Here is a 21,773-nt window from a genome sequence, read left to right as displayed (position 1 = left end):
TCGGGCAGGGCGGAGGGAGTGGGAAAAGAGACGTCTTTTCCGCAGGTTGCAATGGCGTCATGGCGGTGAATCCGCTGGATGGGCGCGCATGGTCCGGATATCATCCCAAACCGCTCGTGTGCGCCCGGACTCCTGCCCGGGAAAGCAGGGTGAAAGCGCATGGAAGCGGCTTGCCAATCGCGGCTCTGCCCCTAAAGCTGCGCGGCGATGACCAACAGCCTGCCTGGGGGGCGCCGGTGGCGCTGATTGCGCTGGTCGGTGCCAGCGAAGTCCTGCCCGACGGCGGGCTGCGCGCGCTGGTGACCGTCGCGGGCGAGACGCTGATCGAGCGGCAGGCGGCGCGGCTCGCCGATGTCGGCGTGACCCACATCGCCGTGGCCGTCGGCGCGGTTCCCGCCGATCTGCTCGCAACCTGCGACCGCATCCGCCGCCGCAGGGTCAAGGTGACGCCGGTGCGCTCCGCCGCCGACCTGATGGGGCTGGTCGAGGGCGACGACCGGATCATCCTTGTCGCCGACGGCCTGCGCGCAGGCGGGACGCATTATGCTGCGATCGCCAAGCCCGGATCGCCCGCGATCCTCGTTACCGGCGACACGATGCTGACGCAGGGGTTCGAGCGGATCGATGCGACGCGCCGCTGGGGCGGGCTGGCGTGTATTTCCGATGCGATGGCGGCCGAACTCGCCGCGATGCCGGGCGAGTGGGACATGATGCTGACGCTGTTGCGGATCGCGGTCCAGTCGGGCGCGCGCCGGCTCTACTGCGAGCCGGCGCTGTTCGAACAGGGCGAGATCGCGATCGTTGCCGATCGCCCGACCGCGGCGCTGATCGAGCAATCGAGCCTGCAACAGGTCGAATATGGCGGTATGGGGCTCGGCCGTTCGGCGATCATGATGCCGTTGATCCGGCTGGCGGGGCCGCTGCTCGTCAAGTCGCCGACGACCGCCCGCTACCTGCCCTATATTGCCGCTCTATTGTGGGTCATCGTTGCGCTGCTCGCGGCCAGCGGGCTGGCGGCGGCGGGCGCGCTTGTCGCGATCCTCGGTGGCTTCGCACTGGCCGCGATGCGCTTTCTGTCGGCCTTTCGCGCCGAAAGCGCCGCGCAGGACCGGACGCGCGACGTCATCCGCACCTTCGCCTGGGTGCTGCTGGCGATCTTTCCCTGGTTGCTGTCGCTGGCGGGGCCGGACCATCGGATGCCGCCCTTTTCCGAGGCCGCGCTGGCACCGTGCCTGGCCGCGGCCATCCTGCTGGCGCGATGGCTGTACGAAGATTCGGGCGACCGGCGGCGTTTCCACTGGTTGCTTCCCGACGCCGATCAGGCGTGGATCATGCTCGCGCCCGCGCTTGTCTTCGGCTTTGCGCCGTTGATGTTCGCGATCCTGCCGCTGCTCGCCTTGCTGCAGATTCTGCTCTGGCTGCGGCTCGCGACGCGCCCCGAAGCGCGGTAAAACAAAGCTCTCGAAGGTTTAACGCCTTTTAACGCTATGCTGTTATTGGCCGATGCGCATGATTGAATCCGTCTCCTCTCCCGGCATCGATCCGCCGTCGTCGACGCTGTCGGCGCGCCTGCGCGAGCTGGCGGATTATCTGGCCGCGCCCGCCGCCGGCAGGCTGACCGAGGAGCAGCGCGCGCTGTCGCTGGGTATCGCCCGGCGACTGGTCGCCGACGTCGCGGCCCGGCTCGACCCCGCCATCGACGCCAATGCGCTGTGGGCCGATTGGCTGCGCGGCGGCGTGCCGGGCGCCGAGCGGCTGGTCGACCATTGTTTCGCACGCGCGGAGGAACATCGCTGGCGCGAGCAATCGGCGCACCGGAACGTATCGCCGGCGCCGGTCCATCCCGACGACGCGACGACCGATGCGCCAGGGGTCGATACGGCGCTTTCCGATGTCGACCGCGCCTATCTGGCGCTCCAGATCGCCGATCGGCGCCGGTTCGACGCGCTGGGCAACCCCGCGCTCGCGGTGGGCGACCTCGACGCCGAGCTTTTTCGTGCGCTGTTGATCGACATCGCGGCGTGGCGGCTGGCCGAGATCAGCCGGGATACGGGCCGTGCCGCGCAGCTTGGCGACGCGGTGCGGGCTCTCGTTGACCGGCAGGCCGAAGAGCCGGGCATCGCCGACGCGGCGAACGCCTATCACGCGATATTGGGCGACAGGGTGCCACAGGTGGCGGCGGACGCTATCGCGCGGCACAATTGGCCGGTGCTGATCGCGCTAGCGGCCGCGGCGCACCGCCGGAGCTATGGCGACATGGCGCTGTCGCTGCTGACGGCGCAAGCCGCGGCGCTGCCGTCGCTTCTGGCGCCGCTGCAGCTCGACCCTATGGCGCTCGCGCCGCTCGAAGCCTCGCTGGTGATGCTGCCCTCGCGTGCCGTAGCCGACGGCGGCGACGACGATCACGACGGCCCCGCGCCATCCGGGCAGGACGGGCGATGAACGAACGCATCATCCGGGGCCGGATCGACCGGTCGGGCGTGCTGGTCAGCGCCGATACGCCCTTGCTCCGCCTGCAGCAGCGGGCGGGTTCGGGGCTCGGCAAGCCGCTGGCGCTGCCGCATCTGGCCCGGCTGGTCGCGCTGGCGCAGCGGCTGCACCGCGACATCAGCCGGCCCATGTACACGGCCGACGATCATAGTAACATCCACGCGCTCGTCCGTATCGCACCCGATGCCGACGGCGCCAGCCTCGAGATTAGCGACTGGCGAACCGGCCCGACGATCCACCCGCAGATACCCGTCATCGCCGACAGCGCGTTGACCCGGCAGGGCTGGACGTGGGAGTGCGACCAGCAATTGCGCGTCGTCGCGTTGCGCGCGGCATCCGATGCGCCGTCCGTCCCGGCCGGCTGGGAGGGACGGTCGCTGTCCGAATTGTTCGAACTGCAACCCGACGAAGACGGGCGCTTCCCGGTGCTGCGCGCGCTGGGGCGCCAATCGCGCTTCGACGGCCAGCGTGTACAGGCCGACGGTCCGGCGGGGCGTATCGCCATGACGCTGACGGGCGAACCGCAGTTCGATGCGGCGGGCGTGTTTGTCGGCTTTCGCGGGTCGGCGGAGCTCGCCGAGCCGCAGGCGCAGGCGCAGGCGGCGCCGCTTCCGGGCGCGGTGCTGACCGATCCAGCGTTCGGATCGTTGCCGCTGTCCGATCCGCAGTTCGGTCGGCGTATCGACGGCGCGCTGCGCGGGCCGCTGAGCCGCATCATCGCGACGGCCGAGACGATTTCAGGGCAGTTCGACGGGCCGATCCGCGCCGATTACGCCCGCTATGCCGGCGATATCGCGCATGCCGGGCGGCATCTTTTGGGGCTGGTCGACGATCTGGCCGACCTCCAGAATATCGAGCGGCCGGGGTTTAAGGCGGCGGCCGACGAAATCGACCTGGGCGATCTGGCGCGGCGCGCGGTCGGCCTGCTCGGCATGAAGGCCGAGGAAAAGGGGATTCGGATCGACGCGCCCCGGGTCGACGACAAGATGCCCGCGACCGGCGAGTTTCGCCGCGTGCTGCAGGTGCTGCTCAACCTGCTCGGCAATGCGATCCGCTATTCGCCGGAAAATTCGCAGATATGGATCCGCGTCGATCGCGCCGACGACCGTGCGATGATCACCGTCGCCGACCAGGGGCAGGGGATCGATGCCGACCAGCAGGCGGTCGTGTTCGAGAAATTCGAGCGGCTCGGCCGCACCGACAGCGGCGGTTCGGGGCTGGGCCTCTATATCGCGCGGCGGCTGGCGCGCGCGATGGAGGGCGACCTGACCGTCGAGAGCGCGCCGGGGCAGGGTGCGAGGTTTACGCTGAGTTTGCCTGCGCGGGATTGAGCGCGGAGGAGAAGGCGGCTTTGGAGTGGTGAGCGGACACTAATATCTTCCCTGTCGCGAAGCGATGGGGAGGGGGACCAGGGGTGGAGGGGTCTCGTTAAAGCCCCTCCGTCAGCGCTTCGCGCTGCCACCTCCCCATGGCTTCGACACAGCGAGGATTAAGGATCGTCTTCGATCGAACCTGCCCCACCTGAACGGCCGCCGTCTGCGCAAAGAGAAAGGGGCCGCGAAACGGCCCCTTTCCTGTTTCCTTGCGCCGCGTTCAGCGCTGGTCGACCGGGACGAACGGGCGGTGCGTCGGGCCGGTGTAGAGCTGGCGCGGGCGGCCGATTTTCTGCGCGGGGTCGGAGATCATTTCATTCCACTGCGCGACCCAGCCGACGGTGCGCGCGAGCGCGAAGAGCGCGGTGAACATCGTCGTCGGGAAACCGATCGCTGACAGGATCACGCCCGAATAGAAGTCGACGTTGGGGAACAGCTTCTTTTCGATGAAATAGGGATCGCTCAGCGCCATTTCCTCGAGCTGCAGCGCGACCTCGAAGACCGGGTCGTTGACCTTCAGCGCGTCGAACACTTCGCGCACCGTCTTCTGCATCACGGTCGCGCGCGGGTCGTAATTCTTGTACACGCGGTGGCCGAAGCCCATCAGGCGGAACGGATCGTCCTTGTCCTTTGCGCGTGCGATATATTCGGGGATGCGTTCGGGACGGCCGATTTCGCGCAGCATGTTGAGCGCAGCCTCGTTCGCGCCGCCGTGCGCGGGGCCCCACAGGCAGGCGATACCCGCCGCGATGCACGCAAAGGGGTTCGCGCCCGACGAACCCGCGAGGCGGACGGTCGAGGTCGACGCATTCTGTTCGTGATCGGCGTGGAGGATGAAGATGCGGTCGAGTGCGCGTTCGACGGCAGGAACGACCTCATATTCCTCGGCGGGGACGCCGAAGGTCATGCGCAGGAAATTGCCGGTGTAGCTGAGCTTGTTGTCGGGATAGACGAAGGGCTGGCCGACCGAATATTTATACGCCATTGCCGCGATCGTCGGCATTTTCGCGATCAGCCGGTGGCTGGCGATCATGCGCTGGTGCGGATCGTGGATCTCGGTCGAGTCGTGATAGAAGGCGCTCAAGGCGCCGACGACGCCGCACATCACCGCCATCGGGTGCGCGTCGCGGCGGAAACCGCGATAGAAGGTCGCGAGCTGTTCGTGCAGCATCGTGTGGCGCGTGATGGTGTTGTCGAATTTCGCCAGTTCGTCGGCGTTCGGTAGCTCGCCATTGAGGAGGAGGTAGCAGACCTCCATGAAGCTCGAATTTTCGGCGAGGTCGCCGATCGCATAGCCGCGGTGGAGCAACACGCCTTCATCGCCGTCGATATAGGTGATCTGCGATTCGCAGCTCGCGGTCGAGGTGAAGCCCGGGTCGTAGGTGAAGGCGCCCGTCTGGGCGTAGAATTTGCGGATATCGACCACTTCGGGGCCGACGGTGCCCGACAGGACAGGGCTGTCGACGGTCTGGTCGCCCAGCGTGATTTTCGCGGTGTCGGTCATATATTTTTTCCCTGTTCTGACGGCGGGGAGAGTGAGTGGCTACGCCCCTGCCGGATAATGTTGCGCTGCGTCAAGTCGCGCCAGACTCACATCGCGTCCGAGCAACAGCAGCACGTCGAAAATTCCCGGGGAAACGGTTCGGCCGGTTAGCGCCGCACGCAATGGCTGCGCGAGTTTACCGAGCCCCAGTTCGGCGGCTTCGGCTTCGGCGCGCACGGCGGCATCCAGCTCTTCTGTCGTCCAATCGTCCAGCCCGCGCAGCCGCGCTGTCACCGCGGCGAGCAGGCCTTCGGGCGAGGCCTTTAGCACCTCGGCGGCCTTTTCGTCCATCGGCAACGGGTCGCCCTGGAACAGGAAAAACGCGCCGTCGGCAATCTCGTCCAGCGTCTTGGCACGCGGTTTCAGCGACTCCATCGCGCGCGTCAGCAAATCGCGGTCGGCGTCGCCCAGCGCGCGGCCGACGCGCTTTTCGACGCGCGGGGCGGCAAGCGCGGCGAGGCGCGCGTCATCGGCTTCGCGCAGATAATGCCCGTTGAGATTTTCGAGCTTCTTGAAATCGAAGCGCGAGGGCGAGCGGCCGACATGGTCGAGATCGAACCACTCGGTCGCCTGTTCGCGGCTGATAATCTCGTCGTCGCCGTGTCCCCAGCCGAGGCGGAGGAGGTAATTGTTCACTGCTTCGGGCAGATAGCCCATCTCGTCGCGATAGGCATCGACACCCAGCGCGCCGTGGCGTTTCGACAGCTTCGCGCCGTCGGCGCCGTGGATCAGCGGCACATGCGCGTAGACGGGCTCGCGCCAGTCCATTGCGCGGATGAGCGCAAGCTGGCGGAAGGCGTTGTTGAGATGGTCGTCGCCGCGGATGACATGCGTGACGCCCATGTCGTTGTCGTCGACGACGACGCTGAGCATATAGGTGGGCGTGCCGTCGCTACGGAGCAGCACGAAATCGTCAAGCTCGCCGTTCTGGACGGTAACGTCGCCCTGAACCTTGTCGGCGATGGTGACCTCGCCGTCTTGCGGCGCGCGCAGGCGTAATACGTGCGGCGCCGACGGGTCGCCGTCGTCGCGGTCGCGCCACGGGCTGCGCACGCGGAAGGGCTGGCGCTTTTCCTGCGCTTCGGCGCGCATCGCGGCGAGTTCGTCCTGCGTGAGGTAACAGCGATAGGCGTCGCCCTTGGCGAGCAGTTCGTGCGCGACCTCGGCATGGCGCGGCGCGCGCGCGAACTGATAGACGGTCTCGCCATCCCAATCGAGGTCGAGCCACTGCATCCCGTCGAGAATTGCGTCGATCGCGGCATCGGTCGAGCGCGCGCGGTCGGTATCCTCGATCCGCAGCAGGAATTTGCCGCCGTGGTGGCGCGCGAACAGCCAGTTGAACAGCGCAGTGCGCGCGCCGCCGATGTGCAAATAGCCGGTCGGCGACGGGGCGAAACGGGTGACGACGGCGGCGCCGGTCGCTTCTGCCACATTGGTTTGGTTTTCGATTGCCACCATGGCCTCTTTCACTCACTTTGCCGCCCTGTTGGACGGGGATCGGGGGTGCCCCTAGCATGGCGACAAGTCCGCTTCAAACGCCCATTGCCGCGCGCCGCGCAATGATGTGGCGCGGGCTGTCGCGCAGCATCGAAGCGCGGCTGGAGACCGAGCGCGAGCGGATCGGGCTGTGGCTGCCCGTCGCTTTCGGGGCGGGCATCGCGATATGGTTTGCGCTGCCCGCCGAGATGCACTGGATCGGCGCGCTGTTGCTGATGGCGGCCGGCCTGTTCGCGGGTCTGTTGATCGGCTGGCAAAGCCGGTTCGGACGGGCGGTTATGGTCGGATGCGGTGCGATGGCGGCGGGACTGCTGCTCATCTGGGCGCGCGCGCTGTGGGTCGCAGCGCCGGTGCTTGGCGCGCCCGTTACGACGCAATTTTCCGCGACGGTCGAACGTGTCGAACCGCTGCCGGCGAGGGGGCAGGTACGGATTTTGGCACAGCCGCTGCGCCGCGCCGACCTGCCGCCGCGAATTCGGCTGACCTTGCGGAGCGAACAGGCCGGCGACCTCGGCGACGGTGAAACGATCGGAGTGCGCGCGCGGTTGATGCCGCCGCCGACGGCGAGCCTGCCCGGCGGCTATGATTTCGCGCAGCGCGCCTGGTTCGACCGCATCGGGGCGGTCGGAACAGTGCTGGGCGAGGTTTCGCGCGCGCCAGGCCGCGCCGGCGCGGCGCCGCCGCTGCGCGCGCGCCTGAGCGCGCATATCCATGAGCAGGTCGACGGATCGGCGGGTGGCATAGCGGCGGCGCTGGTCACGGGCGATCGCGGCGCGATCAGCGACGCAGATGCGGAAGCAATGCGCCGCAGCGGGCTGGCGCATCTGCTGTCGATCAGCGGGCTGCACGTCACCGCGGTGGTCGGTTTTGCGATGCTGCTGACGCTGCGGCTGTTCGCGCTGAGCCGGCGGCTCGCGCTTGCTGGCTATGTGCTGCCGCTTGCGGCGGCGGCGGGCGCGCTTGCCGGCGGCGGGTACACATTGCTCGCGGGGGCCGAGGTGCCGACGCTGCGCTCGTTCATCGCGGCGCTGCTGGTGCTGGTGGCGTTCCTGATGGGGCGCGAGGCGCTGACCTTGCGGCTCGTTGCGGCGGGGGCTTTGATCGTGCTGATCTGGCGTCCCGAATCGCTGACGGGCCCGAGCTTCCAGCTGAGTTTTGCTGCGGTCACCGCGATCATCGCGCTGCATGAAAGTGGCCCGATGCGGGCCTTTCTGGCGCGTCGCGAGGAGCCTCGGTTGTTCCGGCTGGGCCGGGGCGTCGTCGGGCTGCTGATCACCGGGCTGGTCGTAGAGGTCGCGCTGGCGCCGATCGCGCTGTTCCATTTTCACAAGGCGGGGCTCTACGGCGCGCTCGCCAACGTCGTCGCGATCCCGCTGACCACCTTTGTCATCATGCCCGCCGAGGCGCTGGCGCTGGGGTTCGACAGCGTCGGGCTCGGCGCGCCCTTCTGGTGGGTGGCCGAGCAGGCGCTGCGCGCGCTGATCGTGCTGGCGCATGGCGTCGCCGACGCGCCCGGCGCGGTCGCGACGATGCCGAGTTTTCCGCCGTGGGGTTTTGCCCTCGCGATATCCGGCGGGTTGTGGATATTGTTATGGCAGACGCGCTGGCGCGCCGCCGGCACGGTGCCGCTGGCAATCGGCATGGCGGCGCTACTGTCCGCGCCGCGTCCCGACTTGCTCGTCACCGGCGACGGGCGCCATATCGCCGCCGCGCTGCCCGACGGCGGCTATGCGCTGCTTCGCGGCCGCGCGGGCGATTATGTTCGCGGCATGGTCGCCGAAGCGGCCGGGGTCGATGCGCCGCTCCTCGCGCTCGCCGAACTCGACCACGTCGAATGCAACCGCGATTTCTGCCGCTGGACGCAGGGCGAGGGCGGAACGCGGCGCGTCATCCTGGCATCGCACGGGCGCGACCGGATCGAGGGCGCCGAGATGGCCGCCGCCTGCGCTGCCGCCGATGTCGTGATCAGCGACCGCTGGCTACCGCGCGAATGCGTGGGGCGTTGGATGACGATCGACCGCGACAGCCTGGCCGAAACGGGCGGACTGGCAATTTATCTGGGCGAAGCGCCCGACGCCGTCTCCGCAAAGCGCGCGGGCGACGAGCATCCGTGGCGATTGCCGCAGCAGCTTAGTGGTAACGACGAAGCAGTCCCGACAGCCGACCTTGCACGATGACGCGCTCGGCGGGATATCGTTGCGGTTCATAGGCGCTGTTGGCGGGATCGAGCCGGATCATCGGGCCTTCGCGGCGGAAATATTTGAGCGTCGCGTCCTGCCCGTCGACGAGCGCGACGACAATATCGCCCTCGCGTGCGGTGTTTGCTTTCTGAATCAACGCATAGTCGCCGTCGAAAATGCCCGCCTCGACCATCGAGTCGCCCGACACTTCGAGCGCATAATGTTCGCCCGAGCCGAGCAAGGCGGCGGGGACGGCGAGATTGTTGTGATCCTCGAACGCCTCGATCGGGACACCCGCCGCGATCTTGCCGTGCAGCGGGATTTCGATGACGTCGTTCGCGGCGATCGGCTTCAGTGCCGGCTCGGGCTTGCGGAGCGGGACCACATTGTCGCGATCATTGCGCACGGCGGGCTTCGCCGCGTCGGGCAGCTTCAGCACTTCCAGCGCGCGGGCACGATTGGGCAGGCGGCGGAGAAAACCCCTTTCTTCCAAGGCGCTTATCAGGCGATGTATGCCCGATTTCGACTTGAGCCCCAGCGCCTCCTTCATCTCTTCGAACGAGGGCGAGATGCCGCTGGCGTCAAGCTTTTGCTGGATGAAGTGGAGCAGTTCATGCTGCTTTGCGGTCAACATCGGTCATTCTCCATGATGCCATTACCGGACATAGAGAGAACGATAGTGGAACAAAGCGGAACTTGTCAAGCGACGACGATATAATCCGCCATTTCGCCACGATCGCGCGCGGAGGCCCCGATATCGCGGATCAAGAGGGCGTTGGCCGAGGCCAGCGGAAGGGTGCGTCCGCTCTCCTGCCCGATCATCGGCACCAGCCTGCCATTTTCCAAGCGCGCGCGGAGATAGTCGCGGCGCGTCCCGCCTGCGTCGAGCGGCGAGGCGAGGGGGGCTTGGTGTACGGGGGGTAAAGGACCGCTTGCCCCCCCGAGATGGCGGACGAGCGGCAGCAGGAACAGGGTCGCGGTGACGAACGCCGACGAGGGGTTGCCGGGCAGGCCGAGCAGCACCGCGTGGCCGAGCGTGCCGGCGATCAGCGGCTTGCCGGGCTTCATCGCGATCTTCCAGAAATCGAGCCGCCCGCCGGCATCGTCCAGCGCACCGCGGACATGGTCGTGATCGCCGACCGAGGCGCCGCCGACGGTGACGATGACGTCGTGACGTCGCGCCAACTCCTTGAATGCGCTGGCAAGTTTTGCGCGATCGTCGGGAAGGTGATGCGCGAGGACCGGCGCTTCGGCCTCGCCCGCGAGTATCGCTGCGAGCATGGCGCCGTTGCTCTCGGGGATCTGGCCGGGTGCGAGCGGGTGCCCGGGCGGCACAAGTTCGTCGCCGGTCGTGACGATCGCGACGCGCGGCCGGCGCCCGACGGCAAGTTCGCCCGCACCGCTCATCGCCGCGGCGGCGATGGCACCGGGCGTCAGGCGCGTGCCCGCGGCGAGAAGGCGGTCGCCGGCGGCGAAATCGGCCGCGCAGGCCCGGATGTGGCGGCCGCGCGCGCCGGGGGCATCCCGCGTCAGCGTCACCCTGTCGCCCTCGCGCGCGACATCCTCCTGAACGACAACCGTGTCGGCGCCGGGGGGAAGCAGCGCGCCGGTGAAGATACGCATCGCCTCGCCGGGTCCCACGCTGCGGTCGGGCGCCGCGCCGGCGGCGCTTTCGCCGGTAACCGTCCACGGGCCGGGCAGGTCGTCGAAGCGGATCGCATAACCGTCCATTGCGGAGAGAGGCGCGGCGGGCTGGTCGCGCAGCGCGACGAGATCGCGCGAAAGATGACGGCCAAGCGATTCGGAAAAGGCGATATTCTCGCTTCCAAGCGGTTGGCGAAGCGCAAGCAGCCGCGCCTGCGCGTCCTCGACCGGCAGCAGGCCGTTCATTGGGCGCGCCAGTCGCCCGAGCGCCCGCCGCTCTTTTCGAGGAGGCGGATGTCGCCAAGGATCATCGCGCGGTCGAGCGCTTTCGCCATGTCATAGAGGGTGAGGAGCGCGACCGAGGCGGCGGTGAGTGCCTCCATCTCTACCCCGGTCTGCCCCGTCGTCTGCGCGACGGCCTCGACCGATATGCCATTGTCTTCCCAGGTAAAGTCGACGCTGACCTTGGTCAGCGCGAGCGGGTGACAGAGCGGGATGAGGTCGGCGGTACGCTTGGCGCCCATGATGCCCGCAATGCGTGCGGTCGAAAGGACGTCGCCCTTGGGCGCATTGCCGCTGCGGATCGCGTCGAGCGCTTCGGGCGACATGATGATGCGGCCGGCGGCGACCGCGCGGCGCTGCGTCGCGGGTTTGGCGCCGACATCGACCATATGTGCGGCGCCGGTTTCGTCGAGGTGAGTCGGTTTGAATGTCATGCGCGGGCAGGGAAGCAATGCGGGGCGGGAAAGGCAAGGGGGATGGTGGTTCGGTGACCGGAAGCTGCCGTTCGATCTTCCCTGTGGCGCAGCATTGGGGAGGTGGCATCACGAAGGGCTGACGGAGGGGCCGATCGCGCGAGCTCGCGGCCCCTCCGCCACCGCTGCGCGGCGGACCCGTTCACATCGCGCGAAGTCGAGATGCCCCTCGGGTCAGGCGTCGCGTCGGCGGGTGTCTCGACTTTGCTCGACACGAACGGACAGAGAGGTTCGTCGTCCGACCGAAGGCGGCCGGTAGAAATGTGAACCCCGGCGAAAGCCGGGGCCCAGAACTCCCATACCAAGTTTGCATTTTTCCGCACTGGACCCCGGCTTTCGCCGGGGTTCACGAGATGGCAGCCCATCACCCTAAAACCCGCCGTCAGCCCTCCAGCAGTGCTTTCGTTGCCGCCGTGACGTCGTCCTGGCGCATCAGGCTTTCGCCGACGAGGAAGGTTTTGACGCCGCTTTCGGCCAGTCGCAGGCAGTCGGCGTGGGTGGCGATGCCGCTTTCGCCGACGAGCAATGTGCCCGGCGGGACCAGCTTCGCGAGGCGTTCGGTGACCGCTAGGTCGGTTTCGAAGGTGCGCAAATCGCGGTTGTTGACGCCGATCAGGCGCGATTGGAGCTGCGTGAGCGCGCGGTCGAGTTCGGCTTCGTCATGCACTTCGACGAGCACGTCCATGCCGCGTTCGAAGGCGGCGGCCTCGATCTCGCGCATCGCGCCGTCTTCGAGTGCGGCGACGATGATCAGGATCGCGTCGGCGCCGATCGCGCGCGCTTCGGCGACCTGCCAGGGGTCGACCATGAAATCCTTGCGCAGCGCGGGGAGCGGGCACGCCGCGCGTGCGGCGACGAGATAGTCCTCATGCCCCTGGAAATAGGGCGCGTCTGTCAGGACCGACAGGCAGGCCGCGCCGCCCGCGGTGTAAGCGCGGGCATGGTCTGCGGGATCAAAAACGTCGCGAATCAGTCCCTTGGAAGGCGATGCTTTCTTGATTTCGGCGATCAGCGCAAACTGGCCGGCGTCGATCTTCGCCCGAAGCGCCTTGTGGAAACCGCGCGCCGGGCCGGCGTCGATCGCATCGAGCTCGGACAGCGAGCGGATCGTCCGGCGCGCGGCGACCTCTTCGGCCTTGGTGGCGAGGATTTGCGTGAGCTTGTTCATTTATAGGCGATCCAGCAATCGAGCAGCGCGTTGGCAAGGCCCTTGTCGATCGCTTCGGCGGCTTCCTCGACGCCTTCGACGAGCGTGCCGGCGGCGCCGGCTACGACAAGCGCTTCGCCGGCGTTGTAGAGCACGGCGTCGCGATAGGCGCCGGGTTCGCCCTGGAGGAGCGCGCGCAGCGCCTTGGCGTTATAGGCCGCATCGCCGCCACGGATTTCCTCGAGCGGCCGCGTCGGGAGACCGGCGTCGGCGGCGTGACTGCGCTGCATACGGACGCCCTCGGGCATGACGATCGCAACCTCGTTACCGCCGGCGAGCGACAGCTCGTCGAGCCCTTCGTCGCCCGAAATAACGCGCGAATGGTCGGTGCCGAGCCGGTGCAGCGCCTCGGCATAGACGGGGACATAGGCGGGACGCGCGATGCCGATCAGCTGGCGCGTGACGCGTGCGGGATTGGCGAGCGGACCCATCAAGTTGAAGATCGTGCGGCGACCGAGCGCCTTGCGGATCGGCATGATGCGCTTCATCGCCGGATGATGATGCGCGGCGAAGAGGAAGCAGATGCCGAGGTCGGCGAGCTGCGCCTCGGCCATGTGCGACGCGCGATCGAGATCGAGCCCGAGCACTTCGAGCGTATCGGCGGCACCCGATTTGGACGAAGCCGCCCGATTTCCATGCTTTGCGACCGGAACCTCGCACGCCGCGACGACGATCGAGACGGCGGTCGAGACGTTGAGCGTGTGGTGGCCGTCGCCGCCGGTCCCGCAGACGTCGATCGCGCCCGCGGGGGCGTCGATGGGGATCAGCCGGTCGCGCATCGCCTGCGCCGCGGCGGCGATTTCGACCATCGTTTCGCCGCGATCGGACAGGGCCGCGAGAAAGGCCGCAATCTGTTCGTCGTCGGCGCCGCCGTCGAGCATCGTCGCAAAGGCATGCGCCGCCTCGTCGTCCGCGAGCAGGTCGGACGGGTCGGGAAACGGGCCGAAACGGCTCATGCCGCCTTCCGTTCGCCGACCGGCAACCCCGCGATTTCCAGGAAATTGGCGAGCATCGCATGGCCATGTTCGGTCGCGATGCTTTCGGGATGGAATTGCACGCCGTGGATCGGAAGGTCCGCGTGGCGGAAGCCCATCACCGCACCGTCGTCGCTGGTTGCGTTGATCACGAGATGCGCGGGAATGTCGACGACTTCCAAGCTGTGATAGCGCGTCGCCTGGAAGGGCGAGGGCAGGCCGGCATAGAGCCCGCTATTGTCATGACAGACCGGCGAGGTCTTGCCGTGCATCAAATGCCCACGCTGGACGGTGCCGCCGAAATGCTGCCCGATCGCCTGATGGCCGAGGCACACGCCGAGCAGCGGGCGGCGCGCGTCGGCGCATGCGGCGACGAGGTCGAGGCTGATGCCCGCTTCGTTGGGGGTGCAGGGACCGGGCGAGATGAGGATCGCATCGGCGCCGGTCGCGAGGGCTTCGGCGGCAGTGAGCGCATCGTTGCGTTCGACGCGCACATCGGCGCCCAGCTCGATCAGATAATGAACGAGGTTGAAGGTGAAGCTGTCATAATTGTCGATGACGAGGATCATGATCGGGCCGTAACGATTTTGGTGCAGTGGGGGAAGGGATAGAAGCTTTTCGCCCGCCAAGCGCAGCTGTTACTGCCCATATCCCGGCGTGCCCGCGAGCCGGACGGCTTCGCGCGCGGCGGCGAAGAGCGCGCCGGCCTTGGCTTCGCATTCGCGTTGTTCATAGGCGGGGTCGCTGTCGGCGACGATGCCCGCGCCGGCCTGGACGTGCATTTCGCCATCCTTGACGATCGCGGTGCGCAGCACGATGCAGCTATCCATATTGCCGTCGGGGGCGAAATAGCCGACGCCGCCCGCATAAGGCCCGCGTGCGTCGGCTTCGAGTTCGGCGATGATCTGGCACGCGCGCACTTTCGGGGCGCCGCTGACCGTCCCCGCCGGGAAACCCGCGAACAGGGCGTCGATCGCGTCCTTGCCCGGCGCGACGCGGCCGATGACGTTGGACACGATGTGCATGACGTGGCTGTAAAATTCGACCGTATAGCTGTCGGTGACGGTCACGCTTCCGCCGATGGCCGCGCGCCCGACGTCGTTGCGGCCGAGGTCGAGCAGCATCAGATGCTCGGCGCGTTCCTTCGGATCGGCGAGCAGGCTGTCGCGATTTTCGACATCCTCGGCGCTCGTGCGGCCGCGCGGGCGCGTGCCGGCGATGGGGCGGATCGTGATTTCGCCGTCGCGCACCCGGACGAGGATTTCGGGCGACGAGCCGATCAGCGCGAAGCCCGGAAGGTCGAGGAAATAGAGGAAGGGCGAGGGGTTCACGCGGCGTAGCGCGCGATAAAGGTCGAAGGGGGGCAGGCCGAACGGGGTCGAGAAGCGCTGCGAGAGCACGACCTGAAAAATGTCGCCCGCGGCGATATAGTCCTTTGCCGCCCCCACCATTTCGGCGAAGCGCTCGGGAGGCGTCGCGGGGTTGGCCGCGATATCGACGGGCAGCGCGTCGGTCGCGGCGCGGTCGGCGTGCGCGCTGGCGCTCGACAGGCGCGCGGCGATGCTTTCGATCCGGTCCTGCGCCGCCTCGATCATCCGGTCAATCGCGCCGGCCGCATCGGGCCAGATCGGCGCGATGAGGAAGAGTTCGTCGGCCAGCCGGTCGAAGACGAGGATCGTCGTCGGGCGCACGAAGATCATGTCGGGCAAGCCGAGACCCGCGCCCGGCGCCCGCGCGATGCGTTCGACGAGGCCGATCGTTTCATAGGCGAAGAAGCCGACGAGCGTCGCGAGCGCCTTGGGCAGGCCTTCGGGAACATCGAAGCGGCATTCGGCGACAAGGTCGCGCAGCGCCTGGAGCGCGCCGGTTTCGAGCGGCCGAAATGCCTCGCGGTCGCGGCGCCAGTCGCGGTTGATGCGCGCGGCCTCGCCCTTCACCTCGAAGAGCAAATCGGGGTCGAGCCCGATCAGGCTGTAGCGTCCGCGTGTCTCGCCGCTTTCGACCGATTCGAGCACCCAGTCGCCGCGCCCCGGTTCGATCAGCTTGAGCGCCGCCGAAACGGGGGTTTCGACATCGGCAATCAGCCGTTGCCAGACGACCGCGCCGCGCCCCCCGGCCAGCGCTTCGAGCGCGGCGGCCTTGCCCTCGAGCGTCACCGGAGGACTATTCGACGACCGGCGCGTTGCCGGTGAGTTCGGCGCGGAGCTGGTCGACGAGCTTTTTGTTGATCTTCACCCCGGCGCGGCGCTTCGCCTCGGCGGCGAGCTGTCCGACGAGTTCGTTACCGAAGGCGGGGGCGAGCGGCTGCGCGATCGCGGCGACGCGGGCCGGGTCGATCGATTTCGGATCGGGACGCTGCACCTCGCCCAGCGCGATGACCATCCAGCCGCGATTGCCCGGGATTTCGAGCGTTTTCACGCTGCCCTCCGCCATCGAGAAGAGGAGCGCGAGTTCGGGCGGGACCGGCTGGCCGTTGGCGCCGAGCTCGGCACGTCGCCCGCCGATCGACTGGACGCTGCCGATGTTCGGGCCGGCGGCGGCGACCGCCGCGGCAAGGCTCTTGCCGCCCTCGACCGCCTTGGTAATCGCGCGCGCCTTGTCGCGGGCGACCTTTTGCCCCTCGGCAAAGCGCCATTCGGAAAGCAGGTCGCCGCGGATCTGCGCGAAGGGCGGCGGCGCGGCTTCGGCGATCGATTTCACCGCATAGACGGCGAATTTTTCATTCTCGACGAGCGTCGCGATATGACTTTCGCCTTCGCCCGCCGCCTGGAAGGCCTGCGCGACGAGCGGCGCGAGTTCGGGCGCCATCGTGTAGCCGGGCTGGCCAGGCGCGCGGCCACTCGGCAGGATCGCCGGCGTTTCGACGATCTGCAGCTTGCGGTCGGCGGCGATCTCCTCGATCGACGCGCCGCCGTTCACCGCGTCCTGCAGGCTGTTGTAATAATCGACGATCGCCTCGTTCGCCTTGTTCTTGGCGAGTTCGGCGCGGATTTCGGGAGTCGCCGCGGCGAGGTCGCGCGCGGGCTTTGCGGTAACGTCATCGACGCGCGTGACGGTCCAGCCGAGCCCGGTCTGCAAGGGCCCGACGACGTCGCCGCGTTTCGCGGCGAAGGCCGCCTTGGCCGCGGCGGCGCTGCTGGTCGCGGCATAGGCCGACTGGGTGAGGTCGCCGGTGGTCGAAGCCGAGAGGCCTGCCGCCTGCGCGGCGGCGGCGAGCGACGTCCCGCCGCGAACCTTGGCGGCGAGGGCGTTGGCAGCCGCCTGATCGGGGACGATCACCTGCGCGAAGCGGCGTGTCTCGCTGGCGGCGAACTGCGCGGCATTGTCCTTGTATATCTTTGCGATTTCGGCGTCGGTGACGGCAGGAACGGGAACCGCGTCGCGATCGAACACTGCATATTGGATCACGCGGCGCTCGGGCACGGTGAATTTGGCCTTGTTCTGCGACAGATATGTCCGGAGCGCGGCATCGCCGGGGTCGGCAGTCGGTGCAAAGGGGCTGGACGGGATGAAGGCGGCCTGCCCGCGGCGCTGTTCGAGCAGAAGCGCGGCATAGGGCCGCGCCATACCCGGCGCGATCCGCGGCATCGATGCGATCGGCGCGGCGAGTTGTTCGAGCAGCAGCTGCTGGCGCATTTCGCGGCGGAACTGGGCTTCGTTGATGCCGTTCTGGCGCAGGGAGTTCTCGAACACCTTTTGGTCGAAGGACCCCGCGACGCCGGCGAAGGCGGGCACGTCGGCGATGCGACCATCGACGAGGCGCTTGCTGACGCCGAAGCCCATCTCTCTGGCGAACTGTTCGAAGGCGAGCCCCTCGACGAGCTGGTCGAGCACCTGGTCGAGGCCCCCCGATTCGACGAAGGCCGCCATCGTCAGCCCTGGCTGTTGCTGCCGCGCCTGGTCGTAGGCGAGACGCGCGCGGTCGCGCAGTTCGCCGACCCCGATGGCCTCGCTGCCGACTTCGGCGACATTGGCGCCGCCGAGCCCGCCAAAGGTGGAATTGCCGGTCACGTCGCTGAGCGCAAAGGCAAGCCCGACAAGGACGACGAAGGCGAGGGCAAGGAATTTGCCGATCGTCGAGGAAAACATGGCGCGAATGGCGGTAATCATGAAACGGGCGTTCTTTCGGCAAGGCGCTTGTTCGGGCGCGTTCGGGCGTTGCTTTAGGCGGGAGGCGGGGCTGCATCAAGGCTGGAAAGGGGCTTTTCGTGCCGACCGACGCGGCTTGCCTATCGCCCCCGCGGGCCGCTAGGGCACGGGGCATCGGTTCAGACAGCGGGAGAGACGGGGCAATGGCACGGCGCAAATATGTGGTGGGCAATTGGAAGATGAACGGCCTGTCGGCAGCGATCGTCGACGCGCGGGCGATTTTTGCGGGCGCTGCCGGGCATCCCGCCGTCGATGTCGCGCTTTGCCCGCCGTTCACGCTGCTGGGCGCGATGGCCGTGGTGCCGGGGGCCGTGGTCGGCGGGCAGGATTGCCATCGCGCCGCATCGGGCGCCTTCACCGGCTCGATCGCCGCGCCGATGCTCGCAGACGCGGGCGCCAGCGTTGTTATCGTCGGACACAGCGAACGGCGCGAAGGCTTCGGCGAGAGCGACGGCGATGTTCGGGCAAAGGCCGAGGCGGGCCTGACCGCGGGATTGTCGGTCATCCTGTGCGTCGGTGAGTCCCGCGAAGTGCGCGAATCGGGCGGCGCGATCGACTATGTGCTGGGGCAGATCGCGGGATCGGTGCCGGACAATTTCGACCCGCAGCGGCTTGCCATCGCCTATGAACCGATCTGGGCGATCGGCACCGGCCTGGTGCCCACGCTAGGCGACGTCGCCGCGATGCACGGCGCGATCCGCGGCGCGCTGGCCGATCGCTTCGGTGCAGCGGCGGATGCGATGCGCATCCTTTATGGCGGGTCGGTCAATGGCGACAATGCGGCCGAATTGCTGGCCGCCGCCGATGTCGACGGCGCGCTGGTCGGAGGGGCGAGCCTGACGGCGGCGAAATTCCTCCCGATCGTCGAAGCGGCGGCGGCGTTCGGCTAACCTGGCCCCGTCGCTCCGCGACAGGGAGGACCATCGCGCGGCGATGTATGGGTTGAAGCGCAGCCGCTTCGTCTCTATGTGCGCCGCGGGCGCGGCCCGTGTGATGTCGCGCAAGTTCGGGAAAATCCAATGTCGAATCTGTTCACCTTCCTGCTCGTCGTCCAGGCGCTCGTTGCCGCGACGATGATCGGCGTCATCCTGATGCAGAAATCGGAAGGTGGCGGCCTGGGCGTCGGCGGCAGCCCGGCAGGCCTGCTTTCGGCGCGCGGCGCCGCGGATTTCATGACCCGTGCGACGACGGTCCTCGCGACGACGTTCGTCGCGCTTTCGATCCTGCTCGCGGCGATGGCCTCGGTCGGCCGCGGCGGTTCGACGATCGACACGTCGCTGTCGAAGGCGGCGCAGACCAGCGGCGCGGCACCCGCGTCGTCGCTGACCGGTCCGGCGCAGCCTGAGGCTCCCGCCGACGCGGCGCCCGCCATCCCGGCGCGCGACGATCCGTTGGCGGCCGCCGCCGCAGCGGCGGCAAGCAAGGAAGCCGCCCCGGCTCCCGCGCAGGCGCCCCCCACCAAGAAATAACCGGCGGCTTCGGCCTCCGCATAAGCCCGGCGCGCGGAAATAATTTCCGTGCGTGCGATTCGACGGCTTGCGCCGTCCCCCTCCCGTTGAGTAAGTCTTTCCTCCCATGGCGCGGTTCATTTTTATCACCGGCGGCGTGGTCTCCTCGCTTGGCAAAGGTTTGATGGCGGCTAGCCTCGCGGCCTTGTTGCAGGCGCGTGGCTATCGTGTCCGTATTCGCAAGTTCGATCCTTACCTCAACGTCGATCCGGGGACGATGTCGCCCTATCAGCACGGCGAGGTCTATGTGACCGACGACGGGGCGGAAACCGACCTCGACCTGGGCCATTACGAGCGCTTTACGGGGGTTGCCGCGCGCCAGAGCGACAATGTCACCTCGGGCCGCATCTATCAGGGCATCATCGCCAAGGAACGCCGCGGCGACTATCTCGGCGCAACGGTACAGGTCGTCCCGCACGTCACCGACGCGATCAAGGAATTTGCGCGCGCCGAAACCGACGATCTGGATTTTGTGCTGTGCGAAATCGGCGGCACCGTCGGCGACATCGAATCGCTGCCCTTCATCGAGGCGATCCGCCAGCTCAAGAACGAGGAGGGGCGCGAAAACGCCATTTCGGTCCACGTCACGCTGGTGCCCTATATCGCCGCCGCGGGCGAGCTGAAGACCAAGCCGACGCAGCACAGCGTGCGCGAACTGGCGTCGCTCGGCGTCCAGCCCGACATATTGCTTTGCCGGTGCGAAAAGCCGCTGCCCGAGAGCGAGCGCGCGAAGATCGCGCTGTTTTGCAACGTCCGCAAGGAAGCGGTGATCCCGGCGCTCGACGCCGACAGCATCTATTCGGTGCCTGTCCAATATCATGGCGAAGGGCTGGACAGCGAAGTCCTGCGCGCCTTCGGCATCCACGACGCGCCCGCACCCGACCTGTCGCGCTGGTACGACATCATGGACCGCAAGCAGCACCCCGAGGGCGAGGTCACGATCGGCGTCGTCGGCAAATATGTGTCATTGCCCGATGCCTATAAGTCGCTGAACGAGGCGCTGGTTCACGGCGGCATGGCGCACCGGGTCAAGGTCAATATCCGCTGGCTCGACGCCGAAATGTTCGAGCGCGACGAGGATCTGGCGGCGAATCTCGAACCGATGCACGGCATCCTCGTCCCCGGCGGCTTTGGCGAGCGCGGGTCCGAAGGCAAGATTTCGAGCGTGCGCTTCGCCCGCGAACGCGGCGTGCCTTTTTTCGGCATCTGCCTTGGCATGCAGATGGCTTGCATCGAGGCCGCCCGCAACACGAGCGGGATCGCCGAGGCGTCGAGCACCGAATTTGGTCCGACGAACGAGCCCGTCGTCGGCATGATCACCGAATGGATGAGCGCCGAGGGCTTGCAGAAGCGTGGCGCCGATACCGATCTCGGCGGCACGATGCGGCTCGGCGCCTATGAAGCGAAGCTGTCGCCGAACAGCCATGTCGCGAGCGTCTATGGCGCGAACGACATCAGCGAGCGGCACCGCCACCGTTACGAGGTCAACGGCGCCTATCGCGACCGGCTGGAAAAGGGTGGGCTTGTCTTTTCGGGCATGTCGCCCGACGGCATGTTGCCGGAAATCGTTGAGCGCCCCGACCATCCGTGGTTTATCGGGGTGCAGTTCCACCCGGAACTCAAATCGAAGCCGTTCGACCCGCATCCCTTGTTCGCGGGTTTCATCGAAGCGGCGGTGAAACAGAGCCGACTGGTCTGACCGACGCACCGGCGGGATAAAAGGGGTTTAGGGGCATGGATCACGCAAAGCTCGCCGAGTTGCAGGGCCCCGACAGCATCTTTTCCGGGCTTTCGATCGAGGATTGGGCCGAGATTGCGAGCCGCGCGGTTCAGGTCAATTTCGCCAAGGGCAGGGAATTGCTCGTCCAGGGCGACCCGGGCGACATGATGCTGATATTGACCGAAGGCACGGCGCGCGTGTCGATGCTGACCGCCGGCGGGCGCGAGATCGTGCTCGCTTATGCCGAACCCGGCGCGGTGCTCGGCGAAATCGCGTTGCTCGACGGCGGCGAACGCACGGCATCGGTCACCGCGACGAGCGCGGGCAGCGCGCTGCAACTCGGGCGCAACGCGCTCAAGGATTTTGCCGCGAGCCATCCCGAATTCGCCTGGTCGCTGATGCAGCAACTCGCGCGGCGGCTGCGGACCGCCGACCAGACGATCGAAAGCGATCGCGCCTATGCCTCGGGACCGCGGCTCGCGCGCTATCTCAAACGGTTGATCCGCAAGGATGTCGAGGCGTCGCAGCGCGTCGAACTCAGCCAGACCGAACTCGGCAATTTCGCCGGCATGAGCCGGGAGCATATCAACCGCCAGCTCAGGAGCTGGGAGGAATCGGGCGTGATCTCGCTCGAACAAGGCCGCGTTCGCGTGCTCGACGCCGAGATGCTCGAAGATATCAGCGAGAGTGAGGGATAGGGCGAAGGCGGCCGGTTGCGGCCGGTTCGCCGTCG

General features: G+C 67.6%; 18 protein-coding genes. 8 read left to right on the top strand and 10 right to left on the bottom strand.

Going from position 1 to position 21,773, the window contains the following annotated elements:
* Positions 1–170: 170 nt before the first annotated feature.
* From HDC35_RS02110 to HDC35_RS02100, 3 genes are read left to right on the top strand one after another with little or no spacing between them, the layout of a single operon-like run.
* On the top strand, positions 171–1,451 hold the full coding sequence (locus tag HDC35_RS02110) for a hypothetical protein (RefSeq protein WP_260397437.1): 1,281 nt from the start codon (positions 171–173) through the stop codon (positions 1,449–1,451).
* 58 nt (positions 1,452–1,509) lie between these two features.
* Positions 1,510–2,442, top strand: a complete 933-nt coding sequence (locus HDC35_RS02105) for a hypothetical protein (protein WP_184643203.1) — start codon at positions 1,510–1,512, stop codon at positions 2,440–2,442.
* Positions 2,439–3,821: a sensor histidine kinase KdpD gene (locus HDC35_RS02100; protein WP_184643201.1), complete on the top strand. Its 1,383-nt coding sequence runs from the start codon at positions 2,439–2,441 to the stop codon at positions 3,819–3,821. Before HDC35_RS02105 ends, HDC35_RS02100 begins: the two co-directional genes overlap by 4 nt.
* 262 nt (positions 3,822–4,083) lie before the next feature.
* Here HDC35_RS02100 and HDC35_RS02095 read toward each other — a convergent pair whose 3' ends face one another.
* Positions 4,084–5,367, bottom strand: coding sequence for a citrate synthase (locus HDC35_RS02095; protein WP_184643199.1), 1,284 nt, complete (start codon positions 5,365–5,367; stop codon positions 4,084–4,086).
* A 39-nt stretch (positions 5,368–5,406) separates the two neighbouring features.
* On the bottom strand, positions 5,407–6,864 hold the full coding sequence (gene gltX / locus HDC35_RS02090) for a glutamate--tRNA ligase (RefSeq protein ID WP_184643197.1): 1,458 nt from the start codon (positions 6,862–6,864) through the stop codon (positions 5,407–5,409).
* A 56-nt stretch (positions 6,865–6,920) separates the two neighbouring features.
* Between gltX and HDC35_RS02085 the strand changes: the two genes are divergently transcribed.
* On the top strand, positions 6,921–9,080 hold the full coding sequence (locus HDC35_RS02085) for a ComEC/Rec2 family competence protein (RefSeq protein WP_184643196.1): 2,160 nt from the start codon (positions 6,921–6,923) through the stop codon (positions 9,078–9,080).
* On the opposite strand, the gene lexA is transcribed toward HDC35_RS02085, so the two are convergent.
* The 8 genes from lexA to HDC35_RS02045 all read right to left on the bottom strand — a co-directional run bounded on the left by lexA (position 9,034) and on the right by HDC35_RS02045 (position 17,773).
* The gene (gene lexA / locus HDC35_RS02080) at positions 9,034–9,717 is read right to left on the bottom strand and encodes a transcriptional repressor LexA (RefSeq protein WP_184643195.1); all 684 of its coding nucleotides are present in this window, start codon (positions 9,715–9,717) and stop codon (positions 9,034–9,036) included. The two genes, HDC35_RS02085 and lexA, sit on opposite strands and share 47 nt — an antisense overlap.
* Positions 9,718–9,782: 65 nt before the next feature.
* The gene (glp, locus tag HDC35_RS02075; protein WP_184643194.1) at positions 9,783–10,973 is read right to left on the bottom strand and encodes a gephyrin-like molybdotransferase Glp; all 1,191 of its coding nucleotides are present in this window, start codon (positions 10,971–10,973) and stop codon (positions 9,783–9,785) included.
* Positions 10,970–11,443 (bottom strand): cyclic pyranopterin monophosphate synthase MoaC, encoded by a 474-nt coding sequence (gene moaC, locus HDC35_RS02070; RefSeq protein ID WP_184643193.1) that lies wholly within the window; start codon positions 11,441–11,443, stop codon positions 10,970–10,972. The genes glp and moaC overlap by 4 nt, the downstream gene beginning before the upstream one ends.
* Positions 11,444–11,864: 421 nt before the next feature.
* Positions 11,865–12,650: an indole-3-glycerol phosphate synthase TrpC gene (gene trpC, locus HDC35_RS02065; protein ID WP_184643192.1), complete on the bottom strand. Its 786-nt coding sequence runs from the start codon at positions 12,648–12,650 to the stop codon at positions 11,865–11,867.
* Complete coding sequence (gene trpD / locus HDC35_RS02060) at positions 12,647–13,645, bottom strand: anthranilate phosphoribosyltransferase (protein ID WP_184643191.1); 999 nt, start codon at positions 13,643–13,645, stop codon at positions 12,647–12,649. The genes trpC and trpD overlap by 4 nt, the downstream gene beginning before the upstream one ends.
* Entirely contained in the window at positions 13,642–14,232 is a 591-nt protein-coding gene (locus HDC35_RS02055; protein WP_184643190.1) for an aminodeoxychorismate/anthranilate synthase component II, read from the bottom strand. The genes trpD and HDC35_RS02055 overlap by 4 nt, the downstream gene beginning before the upstream one ends.
* Positions 14,233–14,301: 69 nt before the next feature.
* A complete protein-coding gene (locus tag HDC35_RS02050) occupies positions 14,302–15,819 on the bottom strand; it encodes an anthranilate synthase component I family protein (RefSeq protein ID WP_184643189.1) in 1,518 nt (505 codons plus the stop codon).
* Between the two features lie 7 nt (positions 15,820–15,826).
* Positions 15,827–17,773: a peptidylprolyl isomerase gene (locus HDC35_RS02045; protein WP_184643188.1), complete on the bottom strand. Its 1,947-nt coding sequence runs from the start codon at positions 17,771–17,773 to the stop codon at positions 15,827–15,829.
* 182 nt (positions 17,774–17,955) lie between these two features.
* Here HDC35_RS02045 and tpiA point away from each other — a divergent pair, with 182 nt between their 5' ends.
* The 4 genes from tpiA (at position 17,956) to HDC35_RS02025 (ending at position 21,738) form a co-directional block, all read left to right on the top strand.
* The gene (gene tpiA / locus HDC35_RS02040; protein ID WP_184643187.1) at positions 17,956–18,702 is read left to right on the top strand and encodes a triose-phosphate isomerase; all 747 of its coding nucleotides are present in this window, start codon (positions 17,956–17,958) and stop codon (positions 18,700–18,702) included.
* A 138-nt stretch (positions 18,703–18,840) separates the two neighbouring features.
* Positions 18,841–19,281, top strand: a complete 441-nt coding sequence (secG, locus tag HDC35_RS02035; protein ID WP_260397505.1) for a preprotein translocase subunit SecG — start codon at positions 18,841–18,843, stop codon at positions 19,279–19,281.
* Positions 19,282–19,387: 106 nt separating this feature from the next.
* Complete coding sequence (locus HDC35_RS02030; protein WP_184643185.1) at positions 19,388–21,019, top strand: CTP synthase; 1,632 nt, start codon at positions 19,388–19,390, stop codon at positions 21,017–21,019.
* Positions 21,020–21,054: 35 nt separating this feature from the next.
* Positions 21,055–21,738: a Crp/Fnr family transcriptional regulator gene (locus HDC35_RS02025; RefSeq protein ID WP_184643184.1), complete on the top strand. Its 684-nt coding sequence runs from the start codon at positions 21,055–21,057 to the stop codon at positions 21,736–21,738.
* The last annotated feature ends 35 nt before the right edge of the window (positions 21,739–21,773 follow it).

The organism is Sphingopyxis sp. JAI128, assembly GCF_014207235.1.
Taxonomy (GTDB): domain Bacteria; phylum Pseudomonadota; class Alphaproteobacteria; order Sphingomonadales; family Sphingomonadaceae; genus Sphingopyxis.
Note: the sequence above shows the minus strand (reverse complement) of the source record. Positions and strands in the feature narration are given on the sequence as shown.